The organism is Bifidobacterium callitrichidarum, assembly GCF_003129905.1.
GTDB classification, from domain to species: domain Bacteria; phylum Actinomycetota; class Actinomycetes; order Actinomycetales; family Bifidobacteriaceae; genus Bifidobacterium; species Bifidobacterium callitrichidarum.
Genome location: NZ_QFFM01000013.1, coordinates 50,999 through 68,098, shown reverse-complemented (window position 1 = coordinate 68,098; position 17,100 = coordinate 50,999). Strand labels below are relative to the sequence as shown.

The window sequence follows — 17,100 nt, the reverse complement described above, 5'->3', positions numbered from 1 at the left end:
CCTCAAACGAATGCTTGCCGAACATATGCATCGAACCAAAGAACCGGGCCGGCGATCAGCCGACGATGATGTTTTCCTGCGGATAGCGGATGGGCTCGGGCGCCATCGGCCTACTGATGGCGTAGGCGATGGTGAGCGGGCCAAGGCGGCCCACGATCATCTCGCCGGCGAGGATGAACATGGATGCGGCGTTGCCGGCGCTGGCCACCCCCACGGAGTAGCCGCCCAGCGAGAACGCCGAACAGGCCTCGAACACGGCATCCACGAACGCGCAGCCGGTCACGAACATCAGAGCCACCGCACCTACCATCACCAGCGCGAAGCAGGCGGTGCATACGGAAACGGACGTCATCTGGATACGGCGGGGGATGCGCCGGTGGAATGCGGTCACGTCGCGGTGGCCGGTGAAGGACGCGCCGCAGATGAGGATGATCACCGCGAACGTGGTCACTCGGATGCCGCCTGCGGTGGAGGATGAACCGGCACCAATGAACATGAGCACGCTCATGAACACCTTCGTCTCGTTGGTCACCTCGGGTACCCAGGAGATGTCGAAGCCGGCCGAGCGCGGCATCACGGCGGCCGAAAGCGCGCGCCTGAGCTTCATGCCGGGATCATCGGCCGGGAACAGGCCGACGTTGCCCCATTCGACCAGCAGGAACCAGGCGAGCGAGGCGAGCACCAACAGGCCCGTGGTCACCAGCGTGAGCTTGGTGTGCAACGTCCAACGCTTCGGGCTCTGGTGCTTACGCGCGCACTGCACCAGGTTGAGCACCACCGGGAAGCCGAGCGTGCCCACGAAGGCGCTGATGAGAATCGGCAGGCCCACGCCCCAGCGGTTGATGTGCAGGCCGGTGGCATCGGGCGTGAAGCCGGTGTTGTTGTAGGCGGAAACGGCGTAGAACAGCGCCTGCCAGAGCGTGCGGCCGAGCTGGCCGTGGTTCACGCGGAACAGTTCCGGCAGCAGCAGCGCGAAAGTCAGTCCCTCGGCAATCACGAAGGTGCCGAACACCACGGTGAGCACGCTCTTGATCTCGGAAAGCTTGGTGGTGCCAAGCTCGCTGGCGGTGAGCATGCGCTGGGAGACCTTCAGACGGCGGGAGACGCCGAGCGCCACCATCGAGGCGAAGGTCATGACGCCGAGGCCGCCGAACTGGATGGAGAACAGGATGACGACCTGTCCGAACGTGGACCAGTATTCGGCCGTGTTCACCACCGGGATGCCGCAGGTGGACAACGCCGAGACGGCGGTGAAGAATGCCACGGGGAAGTTGGTGAACACCCAGTCGTGCGTGGAGAACGGCAGCAACAGCAGGGCCGTGACCAGTACGATGAGCACCACGAAATACAGGATGGAAAGACGTCCGGGATGGCTGAGCAGCCGGTCGGTCAGGCCGATACGGCGGATACGGCGGGAGGTCCGCTCCTCATGACTGCGGTTGGGGTCGTCGGACGAATACCACCATGACAGCCCCTTCGAGGCCTCCTCATTGAGGGAGGATTCGTCGAAGTCGTCGGACATGGTTCCTGCGCTTCCTCAGCTTCTTCTGCTTGGGACTGTTCTTCTTGCTCTCCGGCATGCCGTGCGCGCGACGTCGTTTCGCCGTACGCGATGCCTTGCGGACGGGTGCCGGTACTCGCCGCCGCACGTCTGCCATTGTATGCCGGCAAACCAGAATAATCGACTCCGTGGAACTTGCCGGCCGAGAGGTCCGCCGATTGGCCATGCCGGATTCGGACGAATCGGGGAGAAGGTCCGGGCCTATGGCGGCAACGCCGGTTAGGATGGTCAGTGGAACGCATCCCCGGAACACAGGAGGTCCAATGGCCAAGCGCAATGCTGTGGTGGTGACGCATACCAGGCTCAGGCAGTCCGGCACCGTGGTGTCCGAGGCGGTGAGCCAGTTGCGCGTGGCCGGGTTCGACGTCACAATCATCGACAACACCGAGGCCCCTGATTTCGGCGTGCAGCCGGCATGCGTGCCCGAGGACACGGAGATCGTGGTGGTCCTCGGCGGCGACGGCACCATCCTGCGCGCGGCCGAATTGGTGCATTGCACCCAGGTGCCGATTCTCGGCGTGAACATGGGGCACGTGGGCTTCCTGGCCGAATTCGAAAGCTTCCAGATCGACGAGGCGATCCGACGCATCGCCGACCATGACTATTCCATTGATGAGCGCATGATCGCCCACGTGGACGTGTGGCTGCCCGGTGCCTCCAAGCCCATCGAGGACTGGGCCCTGAACGACATTACGCTGGAGCGCGCCGACCGCGGCAAGATGGTCGAATTGTCCATCCGCGTGGACGATGTGGAGATGAATTCGTTCGGCGCGGACGGCGTGATCGTCTCCACGCCCACCGGCTCCACCGCCTACGCCTTCTCTGCGGGCGGACCGGTCATCTGGCCGAACGTCAAGGCACTGCAGCTCATCCCGCTCGCCGCGCACGCCCTGTTCGCCCGTCCGCTCATCATCGGTTCGGGATCCACGTTCACCATCGACATCCTGGACGATTCCATGTCCGACGGGTGGATCTGCTGCGACGGCCGTCGCCAGCGCGCGCTACCGAAGGGCACGCGCATCATCGTGCGCGAATCGCGCGATACGCTGCAGCTCGCCCGCCTGTCCGGTGTGCCGTTCACCAACCGTCTGGTCTCCAAGTTCGACCTGCCCGTGGTCGGCTGGCGTGAGCACGCCCGTGCGGAGGCCGGCAAGTCCGGTGCGATGCGGCATGGCCATGTGTTCCCGGCGGGGGCGTCCGGCGACGGGGCTCCGGGCGATGACGTTCGGGCCGCCGCCGGAGCGGGTGATGCCGGCGAAACGTCCGGCAAGGCGGCCGCCTGATGCTTGAGGAACTCGATATCCGCAATCTCGGCCCGATTCGTGAGGCCACCATCACGCCGGCGGCGGGCATGACCGCCATCACCGGCGAAACCGGTGCGGGCAAGTCCATGCTGTTGTCCGCGTTGAACCTTATTTCCGGAGGCCCGGCCGATGCCGGTCGTGTCTCCACCGGCGCCAGCGAGGCGTGGGCGCAGGGCATCTTCGCGGTCAGCGAGGATGCGGCGGCGGCGACCATCGCGCGGGAAGCCGGCGTGGAGCCCGAGGACGGCGAACTGTTCCTTTCGCGCACCGTGCGCGCCGCGGGCCGTTCCCGTGCCGTGCTGGGCGGCAAGAGCCTGCCCAAATCCGTGCTCGTCGCGGTCGCCGGTGAGCTCATCACCATCCATGGCCAGGCCGAACAGCTCAAAATCGCCTCGCCCTCACGTCAGCGGGACTTCCTGGACCGTGCCGCGGGCGACGAGCGGGAGCTGGACGCCTACCGCGAGGCATGGCGCGCGCTTTCGGCCATGGACGAGCGTCTGGCCCGGCTGCGCTCGCAGGAATCCTCCGCACGCCAGCGCGCCGACTACCTGCGCGAATCCGTGGAGCACATCAACGAAGTGGACCCGCATCCCGGCGAAGACGAGGAACTCAAGGCCAAGCGCGATCGCATTGAGAACGCGGCCGAGATCGCCGAGGGCGTCTCCCGTGCGCTTGGTGCATTGGATTCCTCGCAGCTTGACTACGACTCGTCCTCGGATAGCGCCAGCGCCTCCGACCTGCTGTTGCAGGCGGCCCAGGCGTTGCGCGGCATCCATGCCTCCGGCGACTTCGGCGAGCTTGCGGACCGTCTGGAATCGTTGAACGCGGAACTGCAGGATGTGGTGTTCGCACTCTCCGGACATCTGGACGAAGACTTCGGCGACGCCGATCTGGACACGTTGAACGCGCGCATCCACGAGCTCGGCGAGCTCATGCGCCGCTGGGGACCGACCTTGGCCGACGTGGTGGCATGGCGAGACAAGGCCGCGTTCGAAATCGAGGACCTGGACGCCTCGCCGGAGAAACTGGCCGAGCTGGAGGCGGAACGCGAACAGCTGTATCGGGTTGCCGTCTCGGCCGCCGATGCGCTGAGTTCGGCACGCACGGATGCGGCCTCGCGTCTGGCCGCGCGCGTCACCGCCGAATTGGAATCGCTGGCCATGGCCGGTGCGTCCCTGGAGATTCGCGTCACGCCGCGCAAGACCTCGGGGGCGACAGGTGACGGCAAACCGGGCGCGGCGGGGGAGCGCGGGCTCGACCAGAACGGCGGAGACGACATCGCATTCCTGTTCACCCCATACGAGGGATCGCCGCAACTGCCGATGGGCAAGAGCGCATCCGGCGGTGAGCTGAGCCGACTGATGCTTGCTTTGGAGCTGTCCGCCGCGGATATGCACGCCGGTGCGGATGGCGGTGCGGGGGAGAGTCGCCAGCCCGCTTCCGAAGCTGGTGATGCCGGTGACAATGCCGGATCCGCCGATGCCGCACCGTCCGATATGACGTTCATCTTCGACGAGGTCGACGCCGGCGTGGGCGGCAAGGCGGCCGCGGAGCTCGGCCGTCGTCTCGCCCGGCTGGCCCGCACCTCGCAGGTCATCGTCGTCACGCACCTGGCACAGGTGGCTTCCTGGGCGGACGCGCAGTTCGTGGTGACCAAGGAGCCGCCGGATGCGGACGACGATGCGGTGGGCGTCGTCACCACCGTGGCCGAAGTGCAGGACGACGCGCGCGTGCACGAGGTGGCCCGCATGCTCTCTGGCAGTGAATCCGAGGCATCCCTCGACCACGCCCGCGAACTGCTCTCCTCGTCAACGTTATGATTCCGGTTCAGATGCATCATGATTAACGGGATGTAATCTCGGCTCCCCTGTCTGAGGGAAGTCAGAGGGAAGGATTTTGCAATGGTCCAGCACACCAAAGCCGCCATCTTCGATCTCGATGGCACGCTGCTCGACTCGATGGGCGTCTGGAACCAGATCGACATCGACTTCCTTGGTAAGCGAGGCCTCGCCGTACCGGACGATTACATGGCCACCGTGGCCTCGATGCAATTCCGGCAGATCGCCGAATACACCATCGACCGGTTCGGCCTCAAGGACACGCCCGAGGCGCTGATGGCCGAATGGAATGAGATGGCCCGTGAAGCCTACGCCACCACCGTCAAAGCCAAGCCCGGGGCAATCGAATACCTGCATGAGCTCAAAGCCGCCGGCGTGAAGCTCGGTGTGGCCACCACCCTGTTGCCGGAATTGCGCGAGGCCGCGCTCGGCCATCTCAGTATGCGCGACCTCTTCGACACCATCGTCTCCGTGGACGACGCACATGGCGTGGGCAAGGATCAGCCGGACGTCTATCTGCTGGCCGCCTCGCGTCTTGGCGCGGCGCCGGCCGACTGCACCGTGTTCGAGGACCTGCTGGCCGGCATCCGCTCGGCCAAGTCCGCCGGCATGCGGGTCTGGGCCATGTACGACGACTCCTCGGCCACCGACTGGCCCGAAATCACCCGCATCGCCGACGGCACCCTCCGCGACTTCCGCACCGCCCCGCAGCTTTAGCTTGGCTCCCCTCTGTGGGACATTGCCGTGAAGCAAACAGCAGAGCTGTTTGTAGGCGATGTGCGAGACGACAGTCGAGCTAACAAAGTGCGGGCATAGCCCGTCATTAATTGCTGGACGAGCTGATGGCGAAGCCGACTGAAGGGTAGTAGTCAGCAGGCGAAAGCCTGCGGGGGATACGGTATCAGCCGTGAGGCTGATACCGAATACATCACCGCAACGGCAGCTTGTCTCCCGGACGTTGCGCGGCGAAACGCTGACGTTCCATCTCCTCGCCTTCGGTGCGTTCCGTCTGCTCGGCGGCGATACGCTCCAGCAGTACGTCGATCGGCGCGCGGTACACCACTTCGTCGAACGAGGTGCCGTTGCGCTCCACGGCCTTGGCTGTGCGGTCCACCTCCTTGAATCCCAGTGATTCGTACATATGCCGCGCACGCAGGTTGAATGACCACACCTTCACGGTGATGGTTTTGGCCTTGAGCTGGTCGGCGGCGATGCGGATGCCGAGTTTCATGGCCTGATTGCCGTAGCCGAGGCCCTGGAAGTACGGTCCGATGAGAATGCCCATTGTGGCGTCGCGGTCCGGATCTTCGCAGTCCCATGCGGCGATATGGCCGATGGGCATGCCGCCCGGGTCGAGCACGGTGCGTCCGAAGCGATGCTCGTCGTTGATGTCGCTCCAGCCGTGGAACAATGCGTCCACCCGTTCGCGGGGAAGATCGTCCAATGTGGCACGGCATCCGTCCGCGACGGACACGTCGTTCCACCAGGCTTCAAGATAGGGATAATCACTTGGCTCTGTTGCGCGCAAGGTAACAACGTTGTTTGGCATATCAGGCCCCTTTCCGGGGCCATTGTAGGCATGACGAATGTTTCGACTCGTGGTCGGTCGGGGCTCTCCCGGGATTGTTCGCTAACTGTTCATTGTCGGTCTCTTCGTTGCCCATCATCGACCCTGCGTGGCACCCGTGCTGTTCTACTGTTATACAACACACCTTGACAGTGAACCATAACAGTTATACTGTGATATATAACAGCTGAACAGCTGCGAGCGCTATAACGAAACCAACCGAAAGGGGCATAGATGAAACTGATCATCTCATCCGTGTCCGGCGAACCCATCTACGAGCAGATCAAGAATCAGATTCGCGCTAGCGTCCTGAACGGCGAGCTCAAGGCGGGGGAAGCTCTGCCTTCCCTGAGGAAGCTCGCCAAGGAACTGCGCATCTCCGTGCTCACCGTCACCAGGGCATACAACGAACTGGCCGATGAGGGCGTGGTGCAGAACATCCAAGGCAAGGGCACCTTCGTGATGGACAAGGGCAACGAGCTGATGCGCAATCAGCTCGAGGCCCAGGCCCGCACGAGCCTCGCCGAAGCCGTCCGCGCCGCCAAGGCCGCGGACATGCCGCTGACCGATCTGACCCGGATGCTCGCCGAGGAATACGAAAAACTCCCCTCCTAGGGCTCCCCTTGTCAGAGGAGCTGGCGTGCGAAGCACGACTGAGGGGTAGTCACATGGATGACATGCATTTGGCATTGCTTATCATCCGATGAAAGGCAAGGCATTGTTATGACCATTGACCAATCGCCGATGGCGCTGTCCATCACCGGCGCAACCAAGCATTACGATTCCGGCTTCACGCTGGACGACGTCACCTTCGACCTGCCGGCCGGCTACATCATGGGCCTCATCGGCCCGAACGGCGCCGGCAAGTCCACGCTCATCAAGCTCATCTTGAACATGATTCGCCGAGATGCCGGCGAAATCCACGTGTTCGGCCTCGACAACCTCGCCGACGAGGAAACCGTCAAGGAAAACCTCGGCGTGGTCTTCGACTCCAGCTACTTCATCGAGACGTGGACGGTGAACAAGGTCGAACAGACCATGGCGGCGATGTATCTCGCATGGAACCATGAGACTTTCGACAATTACCTCAAGCGCTTCGGCCTGGACCGCAAGAAGCGCGTGAAGGAACTCTCCCGCGGCATGCAGATGAAGCTCATGCTCGCCGTGGCGCTGAGCCACGACGCCAAACTGCTGGTGTTGGACGAACCCACCAGCGGCCTTGACGTGCTTGCCCGCGACGAACTCATGGACATCCTCCAGAACTACATCACGGACGGCGAGCGCAGCGTGCTGTTCTCCACGCACATCACCGCCGACCTCGAACGCGCCGCCGACTTCATCACCTACATCACGCGCGGCAAGCTCTACTTCACCGGCCCCAAGGACGAATTCGAGGAATCCTTCCGCCTGGTCAAGGGCGGGCCGGACGACCTGGCGCCCGACGTCAAAGGTGTCGCGGTCGGCGTCCACCGATACGAAACCGGCTTCGACGCACTCGTGCGCACCGAGGATCTCGGCAAAATCGGGGGTCTCAAGGCCGAGGGCGGACAGCATTGGGCGGCTCCGCTCACCGCCGAACCCGCCTCCATCGACGACATCATCCGACTGACCAATACGGACGACGCCGCGCGCGCCATGGAGGTGGCATGATGACCGGGGTACTGCGCGCGTTCGTATTGGATGTGCGGCGAGTTGCTTCACAGGGCATGTTCTCGATAGTGGTCCTGCTCATAGGGTTTCCGGCTGCGATGATACTGCTCGGGAGCATCTCGGGCGGTGTCAGCTATATGCCTGGAGCCGCCGTTGGTGGTGTCTCCGCGATGCTCGCCTTGTTGCCGCTCAATACATTCACCTTTGAGCAGCAGGGGCGGAACAATTGGATGAACGGCGTGATTCCGGTTCGTCGTGTCCATCAGGTGATCGGCCGGTATCTTGTGATGGCCGTGTGCATGCTGATATTGGCGTTGGAGGTCGCGCTCTGCGCTGGAGCCGGCATGTGGTTCGAATCCGGAACGCTGCTGCTGCCCGAGTTGGCGGTGTCCGTGCTGATTGCGGTCGTGGCGTATGCATTGCTGGAAGCGGTGATGCTCCCATTGTGCTACCGGTTCACCTATCAGAAGGCGTTGCTGACGATGATGCTCATCTGCATAGGGTTCGGTGCGGTGGTGGCCGCTGCATTCGCACTGCTCGCCAAACTAGTTCCTGCGGTGATTGACGCCCTGATTTCATGGGTGGTGTCGTCGACCGAGGTCATGTCGGGCGCGGACGTAATCTGGCCGGCTTTGGGTGGAGTGGTTTTGGCGGCGGTCGCCGTGGCTTCCTCGCTCGCCGTGTCGTTGCACATTTATCTCGCTAAGGAGTTCTGATGGCATTCATAGCGGATAACAACATTCATGCGCATGCCGAGCGCATCGCCATGCGCATGGATTTCGCCGCCATCACCGGCAACTCCATGGTGATGAACGTCATCGCATTCCTGGCCCCACTGGTATTCACCGCGTTCACCTGGCAATCGGGGCCGGAGGAATCGGGACTGCCGCTCACGGTCATGTCGTATCTGACCGTCATGTACTGGGTGGCGTCCATCGCCGTGATGTTCCAGTTCAACAGCGACAATCAGCTGGCCTCGGCCCGGATGATCGGCGTGATGCCGGTGTCCCGCCGCACGCAGGTCAATATGCGCTACTGCTCCGCGGGCGTGCTGTTTGTGATTTGCTTTACGGAGCTCGGCATCGAAATCGCACTGTCCAGACTGTGGTTCGGCATCGGCCTGAGCGCGCTCGCCACGGTCGTGCCGCTTGCCATGGCCGCATTCGTGGTGCTGGCATCCATAGTGATTCCGGTGTTCTACTCCTGCGGCGATTTCGTCAAGGCCTATTCGAGGCTGTTCGTCGGTGCCATCACCGTGTTCTTCGCCGCGCAGATCATCATGCTGCTTCTGCCTGACGGTCTGCGCCTGCAGATATTGTCCACGTCCGTCACGGTGTCCCCGGTCGGATGGGTCGTGATCACCGCCGTAGCCATTCTGGCCATCACGGTGTCCTACCGCATCTCCCTGCGCATCTGGAGCGCCAAGGAACTGTAGGTCTCATGGTCCGCAGGGGCCTCCGTCCAATGGAAACGGGGCGAAACGCAAGTTCGCGACGATGCGATGTTGCGTTTCGCCCCGTTTCGGTGTCTCGATATGGCACGAAACGCAAGTCGACGACGTTCGGAACTTGCGTTTCGTGCCGTTTACAGCGCTTCGGCGGCGTTGGCCACGAAACGCTCCATGCCGTCGATCGGCACGACCGTGTCGAAACGCACCTCGGCATGCTCCAGACCGCGCAGCGCGGCGGGGGCGGTGGTGCCGGTCTCGCGGGAGAGCACGTCCATGCATTCGAAGTCGGTGCCGGTGGCGTCGAAGCCCAGGGCCTCGTTCACCACGCGCGGGAACTTGTACGGGCTCGCGGTGGATAGCAGCACGCGCGGGGTCAGCGGGTCGCGCGGCATCTGCTCCAGCAGGTAGTAGCCGCAGGCGGTGTGCGGGTCGATGACGTAGTGGTTCTCGTCCCAGCAGTGCTTGATGGCCTCGCGCACCTGGTCCTCGTCGGCCCAGCCGGTGCCGAAGATCTGGCGGATCTGGGCCAGCAGCGGCTCCGGCACCTCATAAGCGCCCCACTTGTTGAGGTCGTTCATGAGCATGGAGATCAGACGGGTGTCGCCCTCGGAGAAGTAGTAGAGCATGCGCTCCAGGTTGGAGGAGATGAGGATATCCATCGAGGGGGAGATGGTCTGGAAGAACGGGCGCTGGCGGTTGTACGTGCCGGTGGTCAGGAAGTCGAACAGCACGTTGTTCTTGTCGGATGCCACCACGAGGTGCTTGACCGGCAGGCCCAGCAGCTTGGCGTAGTAGCCGGCCAGGATGTCGCCGAAGTTGCCGGTGGGCACCACGAACTCCACCTCGTCGCCCACGTTGATCACCTGGTCGGCGAGCAGCTGCGCGTACGCGGAGAAGTAGTAGACCACCTGCGGCACCAGGCGGCCCACATTGATGGAGTTGGCGGAGGAAAGCACCACATGCGATTCGGCGGCGAGCTTGTCCGCCAGCACGCGGTCGCCGAAGATGCGCTTGACCGCGGACTGTGCGTCGTCGAAGTTGCCCTGCACGGCCGCCACGTTCACGTTCGCGCCGGTCTGCGTGGTCATCTGCAGCTCCTGGACCTGGCTCACCTTGCCTTCCGGGTAGAAGACGGTGATGGCGGTGCCCGGGGCGTCCGCGAAACCGGCCAGCGCGGCCTTACCCGTGTCGCCGGAGGTGGCGGTGAGGATCATGATCTTCTCGTCCGGGTCGCCGTCGGCCGGGGTGGTGTGCGCCATGAAGCGCGGAAGGATCTGCAGGGCCACGTCCTTGAATGCGGAGGTCGGGCCGTTGAACAGCTCGAGGATGTAGTCGTCGCCCAGGGGCTTGAGCGGCGTGATGCGCTCGTCCGACCACTGGTCGCCGTAGGCGTCCACGATGCACTGGCCCAGCTCCTCGGCCGTGAAGTCCGGCAGCAGCACGCCGAGCACCTCCGCGGCGATCTCCTGATACGTCTTGCCGGGCAGGGAGGCGATGTCCACCTTGGTCTTGCCCAGGTCATCCGAGACGAACAGGCCGCCGTCGTCGGCGATGCCCTTGCGGATGGCCTGCTTGGCGGTCAGCGAGTCGGTGGTGCTGCGGGTGGAATGGAAGGTGGTAGCCACGGTGAATCCTTAATCCTTGAAGCCTTAAGGGATGATTGAATCCTCTTAAGTCTACCGTGGGCCTCGGTCAGGGGAGCGGGGGTTCCCGCATGATGGAGGAAAGCCGCCGGATGTGTGACGCGAGGGAGCTGCGCGTCCGCATGGTGAGACGGCGCGTCGCGATGTCCGGGATATGGGACTTTGCCTTCCCGTCATGTGCGATCCGGGCCATGATGGCCGGTATACGGGCCGCGTGCGGGTCTGCCGGACGCAAGGCCGGCGATGGCGCATGATGTGCGCACCGGTCGTGAAACGACCTGTGAAACACCGGCGGAATCGTCGTACGGAAACAGAACGGCCACAAACGGAACGTACAGTAGCCCCGAACGGCAAACCAGTCGTTATCCACACCACTAAGGAGCACCCATGACCGCTTCACCCCTCGCACAGACCGCAACCGACGCCTTCAACGCGCCCATCAGCGAGACCGATCCCGAGATCGCCCAGCTGCTCGACTCCGAGCTGCACCGCCAGCAGGGCGGCCTGGAGATGATCGCCTCCGAAAACTTCGTACCGCGCGCCGTGCTGCAGTGCCAGGGTTCCGTGCTCACCAACAAGTACGCCGAAGGCTATCCGGGACGCCGCTACTACGGTGGCTGCGAGTTCGTGGACCAGATCGAGACCATCGCCCGCGAACGCGCCAAGAAGCTGTTCGGCGCCGAATACGCCAACGTCCAGCCGCACTCCGGCGCCCAGGCCAACGCCGCCGTCTACCAGGCGCTCGTCAAGCCCGGCGACACCGTGCTCGGTCTGGCCCTCGACCACGGCGGCCACCTGACCCACGGCATGAAGATCAACTTCTCCGGCAAGTTCTACCACGCCGAAGCCTACGGCGTGAACCCCGAGACCTTCCGCATCGACCCGGAGATTATCCGCCAGCGCGCCCTCGAGGTGCACCCGGCCATGATCATCGGCGGCTGGTCCGCCTACCCGCGCATCGAGGACTTCAAGGCCATCAAGGAGATCGCCGACGAGGTGGGCGCCAAGTTCTGGGTCGACATGGCCCACTTCGCCGGCCTTGTGGCCGCCGGCCTGCACCCGAGCCCGGTGCCGTACGCCGACGTGGTCTCCTCCACGGCACACAAGACGCTCGGCGGTCCGCGTTCCGGCTTCATCCTGGCCAAGGAGGAGTACGCCAAGAAGCTCAACTCCTCCGTGTTCCCGGGCCAGCAGGGCGGCCCGCTCATGCACGTGGTGGCCGGCAAGGCCGTCAGCTTCAAGGTGGCCGGCACCCCGGAGTTCAAGGACCGCATGCAGCGCACCCTCGACGGCGCCAAGATCCTGGCCGACCGCCTTATGGCGGACGACGTCAAGGCCAACGGCATCTCCGTGCTGACCGGCGGCACCGACGTGCACCTGGTCATGGTGGATCTGCGCAACTCCGAGATGGACGGCAAGCAGGGCGAGGACCTGCTCGCCGCCTGCGGCATCACCATCAACCGCAACACCGTGCCGTTCGATCCGCGTCCGGCCTCCGTGGCCTCCGGCCTGCGCATCGGCACCTCCGCCCTGGCCACCCGCGGCTTCGGACCGAAGGAATACGAGGAGGTGGCCGACATCATCGGCACCGCGCTCGCCGCCGGCCCGTCCGCCGACGTGGAGACCCTCAAGGCCCGCGTGGACAAGCTCGTCGAGGACTTCCCGCTCTACCCGGGCCTCGACCAGATTCACTGATCGTAAGCATCTTGGCTCCCTCTGATGAGGGAGCTGGCTTGCGAAGCAAGACTGAGGGAGAGAAGTACGGCGTCAGCCGTTTGGGAAAGGCATTGGCTTACAGTCGATACGATTCCACGGCGATGGTATCGCCTCGGCTTCTCTCCCTCAGTCAGCTTCGCTGCCAGCTCCCTCGTCAGAGGGAGCCAAGCGCGTATCTGGCCCGAAACAAGCGCCATGCCGCATTGTGCGTTACCCTTGTCTTCTATGAGCGAAGCATTGAGTCCCGAGGTGTTCAGCGCGGTGTGCGGCCAGGCCGATCGGGCCGCCCGCGCACAGGAGCGCCTCGCCCGGGCAAACACCGAATCCAAGAACGAGCTGCTGCTCGCCATCGCGGACGCACTGGACGCGCACGCCGGCGAGATCGAAGCCGCCAACGCCCTCGACATGCTCGAATCCAAGGAAAACGGCATGGACGCGGGCAAACTCGACCGTCTGCTCTTCGACATCCCGCGCGTGGCCGCCGCAGCCAACGGCGTGCGTCACGTGGCCACCCTGCCCGACCCGGTAGGGAAGATCGTGCGCGGATACAACCTGCCCAACGGCCTGCGCCTGACGCAGACGCGCGTGCCGATGGGCGTGATCGGCATGATCTACGAGGCCCGCCCGAACGTCACCGTGGACGTGGCCAGCCTGTGCCTCAAATCCGGCAACGCTGCGCTGCTTCGAGGAGGCCACGCCGCCGAACGCACCAACGCCGCCACGCTGTCCGTGATCGCCCCCGTGCTTGAGGCCTATGGCTTCGACCCGGCCCTCGTGCAGTCCGTGGATCAGTTCGGACGCGCCGGCGCCACCGCCATGATGGAAGCGCGCGGCCACATCGACGTGCTCGTGCCGCGAGGCGGCGCGGGACTCATCCAGGCCGTGGTGCGCAACTCCAAGGTGCCGGTCATCGAAACCGGAGCCGGCAACGTGCACATCTACGTGGACCGTTCCGGCGACCTCGACAAGGCCATCCCGATCATCCTCAACGCCAAGACCCAGCGCGTGGGCGTGTGCAACGCCGCCGAAAAGCTGCTGGTCCACAAGGATGTCGCCGCCGACTTCCTGCCCGCCATCGCCACGGCCCTGGGCCAGGCGGACGTGGTGCTGCAGGCGGACGCCATCTCCTACGACATCATCCAGGGCGCCTCGATCGAGGGGCTGACGCTCAACCACGCCACCGAGGAGGACTGGGACACCGAATACCTGGCCCTCAAGATGGGCGTCAAGGTGGTCGATGATCTGGACGAGGCCATCGCGCACATCAACGAGCACTCCACCGGCCATACCGAATCCATCATCGCCGAGGATTACGAAGCCATCGAAACGTTCACCAAGCGTATAGACTCGGCAGTGGTCATGGTCAACGCCTCCACACGCTTCACGGACGGCGGCGTGTTCGGCTTCGGCGCCGAACTCGGCATCTCCACCCAGAAGATGCACGCGCGCGGACCCATGGGACTGCGTGAAATGACCACCACCAAGTGGATCGGATACGGAACAGGACAGGTGCGCGCATGAGCGAGAACAACGGCAACGTCGTCAACGGCACGACCAAGGAGGGCGGCCAGGTGACCGACCTGCGCAACGACATCGACCTGAACGATCCCAAACTTGGGCTCAAGATCGCGGCCGAGCGCCTGAGCATCGTACGCTATGTCTTCCTCGTGCAAATCGAGGACGGCATCGCCTCCGCCGCCCAGCGCGCCTCGTTGGAATACGCGGACGCCGTGCTCATCGGCTGGCCCGAAACCGATTCGCCCGACGTGGTGGATCTGGACGAGGCCCGGCTGCACACCGTGCGCGAGCACATGGAGCTCATGGAAGGCTACATCGGCAAGTTCTCCCAGATGGAGCGTGACGGCGACATCGACGGTATGACGGACACGCTCATCCGCATCACCGAGCGCGTGGCCGAGGTGCGTCGACTCTACCAGCCCGGATTCCCGCTGCCCACCTTCGCCGAGATCCGCCGTGTGGTGCAGGACGAATGGGATGAGGACATGGGCAAGATTGATCCGCAGGAGGCCGACCCCACCGCCGACGAGATCGAGCAGGAGACGCAGGTGGCGGACGAAGGCGGCCAGGCATGAGCGCCGCCGAACCTACCGAACTCGCGGCCCTGCAGCAGGCGGCGGGTGCGGCGGAACCCATGCGTCGCATGTCCGATCTGTCCGGTCAGGACGAGCACTCCGGTCACGGCCGCGGACGGCTTTCGGCGCGCGGCAACTGGCATACGCGACTGCGCATCGGCATCATGGGCGGCACGTTCGACCCGATCCACAACGGTCACCTGGTCGCCGCTTCGGAGGTGGCGTGGGTCTACGATCTGGACGAGGTCATCTTCGTGCCCACCGGCCGGCCGGTGTTCAAGCTGGACAAGCATGTGACCAACGCCGAGGACCGGTACCTCATGACCGTGATCGCCACGGCCTCTAATCCCAAGTTCACGGTCTCCCGAGTGGATATCGACCGTCCGGGCGTCACCTACACCATCGACACGCTGCGCGACATCCGCGCCCAGCACCCGGATGCGGAGCTGTTCTTCATCACCGGTGCGGACGCCGTGGCTGAGATCATGCAGTGGAAGGACGCCGAGAAGATGTGGGATCTGGCGCACTTCGTGGCAGTGACCCGGCCCGGATACTCCAGCCCGACCGGCGTGAAGCTGCCCGAAGGCAAGGTGGACACGCTGGAGATCCCGGCTCTGGCCATCTCCTCGACCGACGTGCGCCGCCGCGCCGAACACAACGAGCCCGTCTGGTATCTGGTGCCCGACGGTGTGGTGCAGTACATCGGCAAGCACGGCCTGTACGCGCAGGGGGAGTAGTGGATTCAAACGGAATAAGTTGCGCGGGGGCCGGGGGGGGGGGGCGGGGTGCGCCCCGCCCCGGCCTCCGCGCAACGGATTACGTAATCAGGGCTTGCGGAAAAGCGTGAGGCTGTCGCGTTCCGGTTCTTCCGCCGCTATTGCCGCTACTTCACCAATCCCATTTCGATCTTCAACGTCATCACGCGCACCGCGGATTCCGTGACCTTCTTGGCGAACGCCTCATCTGCCGAGGCCTGCGTGTTGAGACCTTGCAAAATCGGCTCCACATACTCCACCTGACCGATGCAGGCCAGGTCGGCACCCGCATCAATCATCTTCACGCCCAACTGCGTGGCAGCGTAGCCGCTCAGCGCCTCGGCGGACAGCGAATCGGAGGCCACCACGCCGTCATAGCCCAGTTCGCCGCGCAGGTGGTCGGTGATGAGCGCGGACGAGAACACCGCGGGATTGTTCGGATCGATGGCCTGATACGTGGCCAGCGACATCATCACCATCGCCGGGTCGGCCTGCTTGATGGCCGTGTCGAACGCGCCGATCTCATCGCCGCCCAACGCGGTGGTGGTGTCGAGGATGCCCTGCGAGGTGAAATCGGTGTTGCCGGTCACCGCGCCCAGACCGGGATAATGCTTGACCGACGTCTGCACAGAGGCGTCCTTCATACCTTGGATGAACGCCACGCCATGAGCGGCGTTGCCGGCGGCGTCCAGACCGAAATCACGGTTCAGCGCGCCGATCGGGGCGTTCGAGGCGCGATTCACCGTCACCGTGCCCAGCACCGGCGCCAGATTGACGTTCACGCCGGCGGACGCCAGCTGCGAACCCCACACCTTGGCGGAGGCGCGCAGCTGATCGGTGGTCATCGCGCCCTGTTCGACGGCCGAGGGCATCGTATCGAACCCGGTGCCGGTCAGATGCTGTACCTGACCGCCCTCCTGATCGGTGGCGATGATGAGTCCGTTGCCGTCCGGCGCGTATCCCTGCAACTGGTCGACCGCAGCCTTAACGTTCGCGGTGCCGCCGGTCCAGTTGCCGATGATGAGCACGGAACCGGCATGGTCGTTCTGAATGGTCGAGGCCAGCGAGGACGGGTCGGTGCCGGCGAACAACGGCACCATCACCAGCTGGCCCACGCGCTCGCCGAGCGACATCGAGGAGACCAGCTTCCGGGCCCGGGCGGCGGCGGAATCGTCGGGCTTGGGGGAGTCCTTGCGATTGAGCGTCTGCGATTGCTTTTGCGTGCCCGTGGCGGACTGCTGCGTGCCGTTGCCGCCACCGGCCGCGCCGGAGCCGTGCAGGAAATCGAACGCGCCGGTATGCCATCCATAGGCCACCGTGCCGGCCAGGGCCAGGACCAGCACGCAGATCACGGCCACGACCACCGTGCCGATATGGGAGGCCTTGGACGCGGCGTGGGAGGCATGCAGATGTTGCGGACGTTCTCTTCTCATGCCTCCAAGCCTATGACAGGGTATGTTCCGATATTGTGTTTCCTGCGAATCACCTGTGCGCTGGCGGCATAATCACCCTTCCTTGGCTGC

At 64.3% G+C, this 17,100-nt stretch carries 15 protein-coding genes; 11 read left to right on the top strand and 4 right to left on the bottom strand.

The genetic code is table 11. The features are described from left to right. Window positions 1–55: 55 nt before the first annotated feature. Window positions 56–1,522, bottom strand: coding sequence for a TrkH family potassium uptake protein (locus DF196_RS07375; RefSeq protein ID WP_109057210.1), 1,467 nt, complete (start codon window positions 1,520–1,522; stop codon window positions 56–58). Window positions 1,523–1,824: 302 nt separating this feature from the next. Here DF196_RS07375 and DF196_RS07370 point away from each other — a divergent pair, with 302 nt between their 5' ends. The 3 genes from DF196_RS07370 to DF196_RS07360 all read left to right on the top strand — a co-directional run bounded on the left by DF196_RS07370 (window position 1,825) and on the right by DF196_RS07360 (window position 5,420). Next, window positions 1,825–2,844, top strand: coding sequence for an NAD kinase (locus DF196_RS07370; RefSeq protein ID WP_241519630.1), 1,020 nt, complete (start codon window positions 1,825–1,827; stop codon window positions 2,842–2,844). Then, the gene (locus tag DF196_RS07365; protein WP_109057209.1) at window positions 2,844–4,685 is read left to right on the top strand and encodes a DNA repair protein RecN; all 1,842 of its coding nucleotides are present in this window, start codon (window positions 2,844–2,846) and stop codon (window positions 4,683–4,685) included. The genes DF196_RS07370 and DF196_RS07365 overlap by 1 nt, the downstream gene beginning before the upstream one ends. Window positions 4,686–4,766: 81 nt before the next feature. Further along, on the top strand, window positions 4,767–5,420 hold the full coding sequence (locus DF196_RS07360) for an HAD family hydrolase (protein WP_109057208.1): 654 nt from the start codon (window positions 4,767–4,769) through the stop codon (window positions 5,418–5,420). Window positions 5,421–5,631: 211 nt separating this feature from the next. Here the strand turns inward: DF196_RS07360 and DF196_RS07355 are convergent, their stop codons facing one another. Further along, the gene (locus tag DF196_RS07355) at window positions 5,632–6,252 is read right to left on the bottom strand and encodes a GNAT family N-acetyltransferase (protein ID WP_109057207.1); all 621 of its coding nucleotides are present in this window, start codon (window positions 6,250–6,252) and stop codon (window positions 5,632–5,634) included. Between the two features lie 252 nt (window positions 6,253–6,504). On the opposite strand from DF196_RS07355, the gene DF196_RS07350 reads away from it, so the two are divergent. From DF196_RS07350 to DF196_RS07335, 4 genes are all read left to right on the top strand, one after another. After that, on the top strand, window positions 6,505–6,885 hold the full coding sequence (locus tag DF196_RS07350; protein ID WP_109057206.1) for a GntR family transcriptional regulator: 381 nt from the start codon (window positions 6,505–6,507) through the stop codon (window positions 6,883–6,885). A gap of 108 nt (window positions 6,886–6,993) precedes the next feature. Continuing rightward, window positions 6,994–7,920 (top strand): ABC transporter ATP-binding protein, encoded by a 927-nt coding sequence (locus DF196_RS07345; RefSeq protein WP_109057205.1) that lies wholly within the window; start codon window positions 6,994–6,996, stop codon window positions 7,918–7,920. Next, window positions 7,917–8,636, top strand: coding sequence for an ABC-2 transporter permease (locus DF196_RS07340; protein ID WP_109057204.1), 720 nt, complete (start codon window positions 7,917–7,919; stop codon window positions 8,634–8,636). Before DF196_RS07345 ends, DF196_RS07340 begins: the two co-directional genes overlap by 4 nt. Then, a complete protein-coding gene (locus DF196_RS07335; protein ID WP_109057203.1) occupies window positions 8,636–9,355 on the top strand; it encodes an ABC-2 transporter permease in 720 nt (239 codons plus the stop codon). Before DF196_RS07340 ends, DF196_RS07335 begins: the two co-directional genes overlap by 1 nt. Window positions 9,356–9,504: 149 nt before the next feature. On the opposite strand, the gene thrC is transcribed toward DF196_RS07335, so the two are convergent. Continuing rightward, window positions 9,505–10,995: a threonine synthase gene (thrC, locus tag DF196_RS07330; protein WP_109057202.1), complete on the bottom strand. Its 1,491-nt coding sequence runs from the start codon at window positions 10,993–10,995 to the stop codon at window positions 9,505–9,507. Between the two features lie 405 nt (window positions 10,996–11,400). Here thrC and glyA point away from each other — a divergent pair, with 405 nt between their 5' ends. From glyA to nadD, 4 genes are all read left to right on the top strand, one after another. Beyond that, on the top strand, window positions 11,401–12,708 hold the full coding sequence (gene glyA / locus DF196_RS07325; protein WP_109057201.1) for a serine hydroxymethyltransferase: 1,308 nt from the start codon (window positions 11,401–11,403) through the stop codon (window positions 12,706–12,708). A 246-nt stretch (window positions 12,709–12,954) separates the two neighbouring features. After that, window positions 12,955–14,250: a glutamate-5-semialdehyde dehydrogenase gene (locus DF196_RS07320; RefSeq protein ID WP_109057200.1), complete on the top strand. Its 1,296-nt coding sequence runs from the start codon at window positions 12,955–12,957 to the stop codon at window positions 14,248–14,250. After that, entirely contained in the window at window positions 14,247–14,822 is a 576-nt protein-coding gene (locus tag DF196_RS07315) for a phosphoribosylglycinamide synthetase (RefSeq protein WP_109057199.1), read from the top strand. The genes DF196_RS07320 and DF196_RS07315 overlap by 4 nt, the downstream gene beginning before the upstream one ends. Beyond that, entirely contained in the window at window positions 14,819–15,559 is a 741-nt protein-coding gene (gene nadD, locus DF196_RS07310) for a nicotinate-nucleotide adenylyltransferase (protein ID WP_109057198.1), read from the top strand. The genes DF196_RS07315 and nadD overlap by 4 nt, the downstream gene beginning before the upstream one ends. A gap of 146 nt (window positions 15,560–15,705) precedes the next feature. Here nadD and DF196_RS07305 read toward each other — a convergent pair whose 3' ends face one another. Next, window positions 15,706–16,935: a glycoside hydrolase family 3 N-terminal domain-containing protein gene (locus DF196_RS07305; RefSeq protein ID WP_241519636.1), complete on the bottom strand. Its 1,230-nt coding sequence runs from the start codon at window positions 16,933–16,935 to the stop codon at window positions 15,706–15,708. Window positions 16,936–17,100 lie beyond the last annotated feature (165 nt).

Coding starts and splice junctions, on each gene's coding strand:
- DF196_RS07375 (WP_109057210.1), bottom strand. CDS start 1,522: ATGTCCGACGACTTCGACGAATCCTCCCTCAATGAGGAGGCCTCGAAG.
- DF196_RS07370 (WP_241519630.1), top strand. CDS start 1,825: ATGGCCAAGCGCAATGCTGTGGTGGTGACGCATACCAGGCTCAGGCAG.
- DF196_RS07365 (WP_109057209.1), top strand. CDS start 2,844: ATGCTTGAGGAACTCGATATCCGCAATCTCGGCCCGATTCGTGAGGCC.
- DF196_RS07360 (WP_109057208.1), top strand. CDS start 4,767: ATGGTCCAGCACACCAAAGCCGCCATCTTCGATCTCGATGGCACGCTG.
- DF196_RS07355 (WP_109057207.1), bottom strand. CDS start 6,252: ATGCCAAACAACGTTGTTACCTTGCGCGCAACAGAGCCAAGTGATTAT.
- DF196_RS07350 (WP_109057206.1), top strand. CDS start 6,505: ATGAAACTGATCATCTCATCCGTGTCCGGCGAACCCATCTACGAGCAG.
- DF196_RS07345 (WP_109057205.1), top strand. CDS start 6,994: ATGACCATTGACCAATCGCCGATGGCGCTGTCCATCACCGGCGCAACC.
- DF196_RS07340 (WP_109057204.1), top strand. CDS start 7,917: ATGATGACCGGGGTACTGCGCGCGTTCGTATTGGATGTGCGGCGAGTT.
- DF196_RS07335 (WP_109057203.1), top strand. CDS start 8,636: ATGGCATTCATAGCGGATAACAACATTCATGCGCATGCCGAGCGCATC.
- glyA (WP_109057201.1), top strand. CDS start 11,401: ATGACCGCTTCACCCCTCGCACAGACCGCAACCGACGCCTTCAACGCG.
- DF196_RS07320 (WP_109057200.1), top strand. CDS start 12,955: ATGAGCGAAGCATTGAGTCCCGAGGTGTTCAGCGCGGTGTGCGGCCAG.
- DF196_RS07315 (WP_109057199.1), top strand. CDS start 14,247: ATGAGCGAGAACAACGGCAACGTCGTCAACGGCACGACCAAGGAGGGC.
- nadD (WP_109057198.1), top strand. CDS start 14,819: ATGAGCGCCGCCGAACCTACCGAACTCGCGGCCCTGCAGCAGGCGGCG.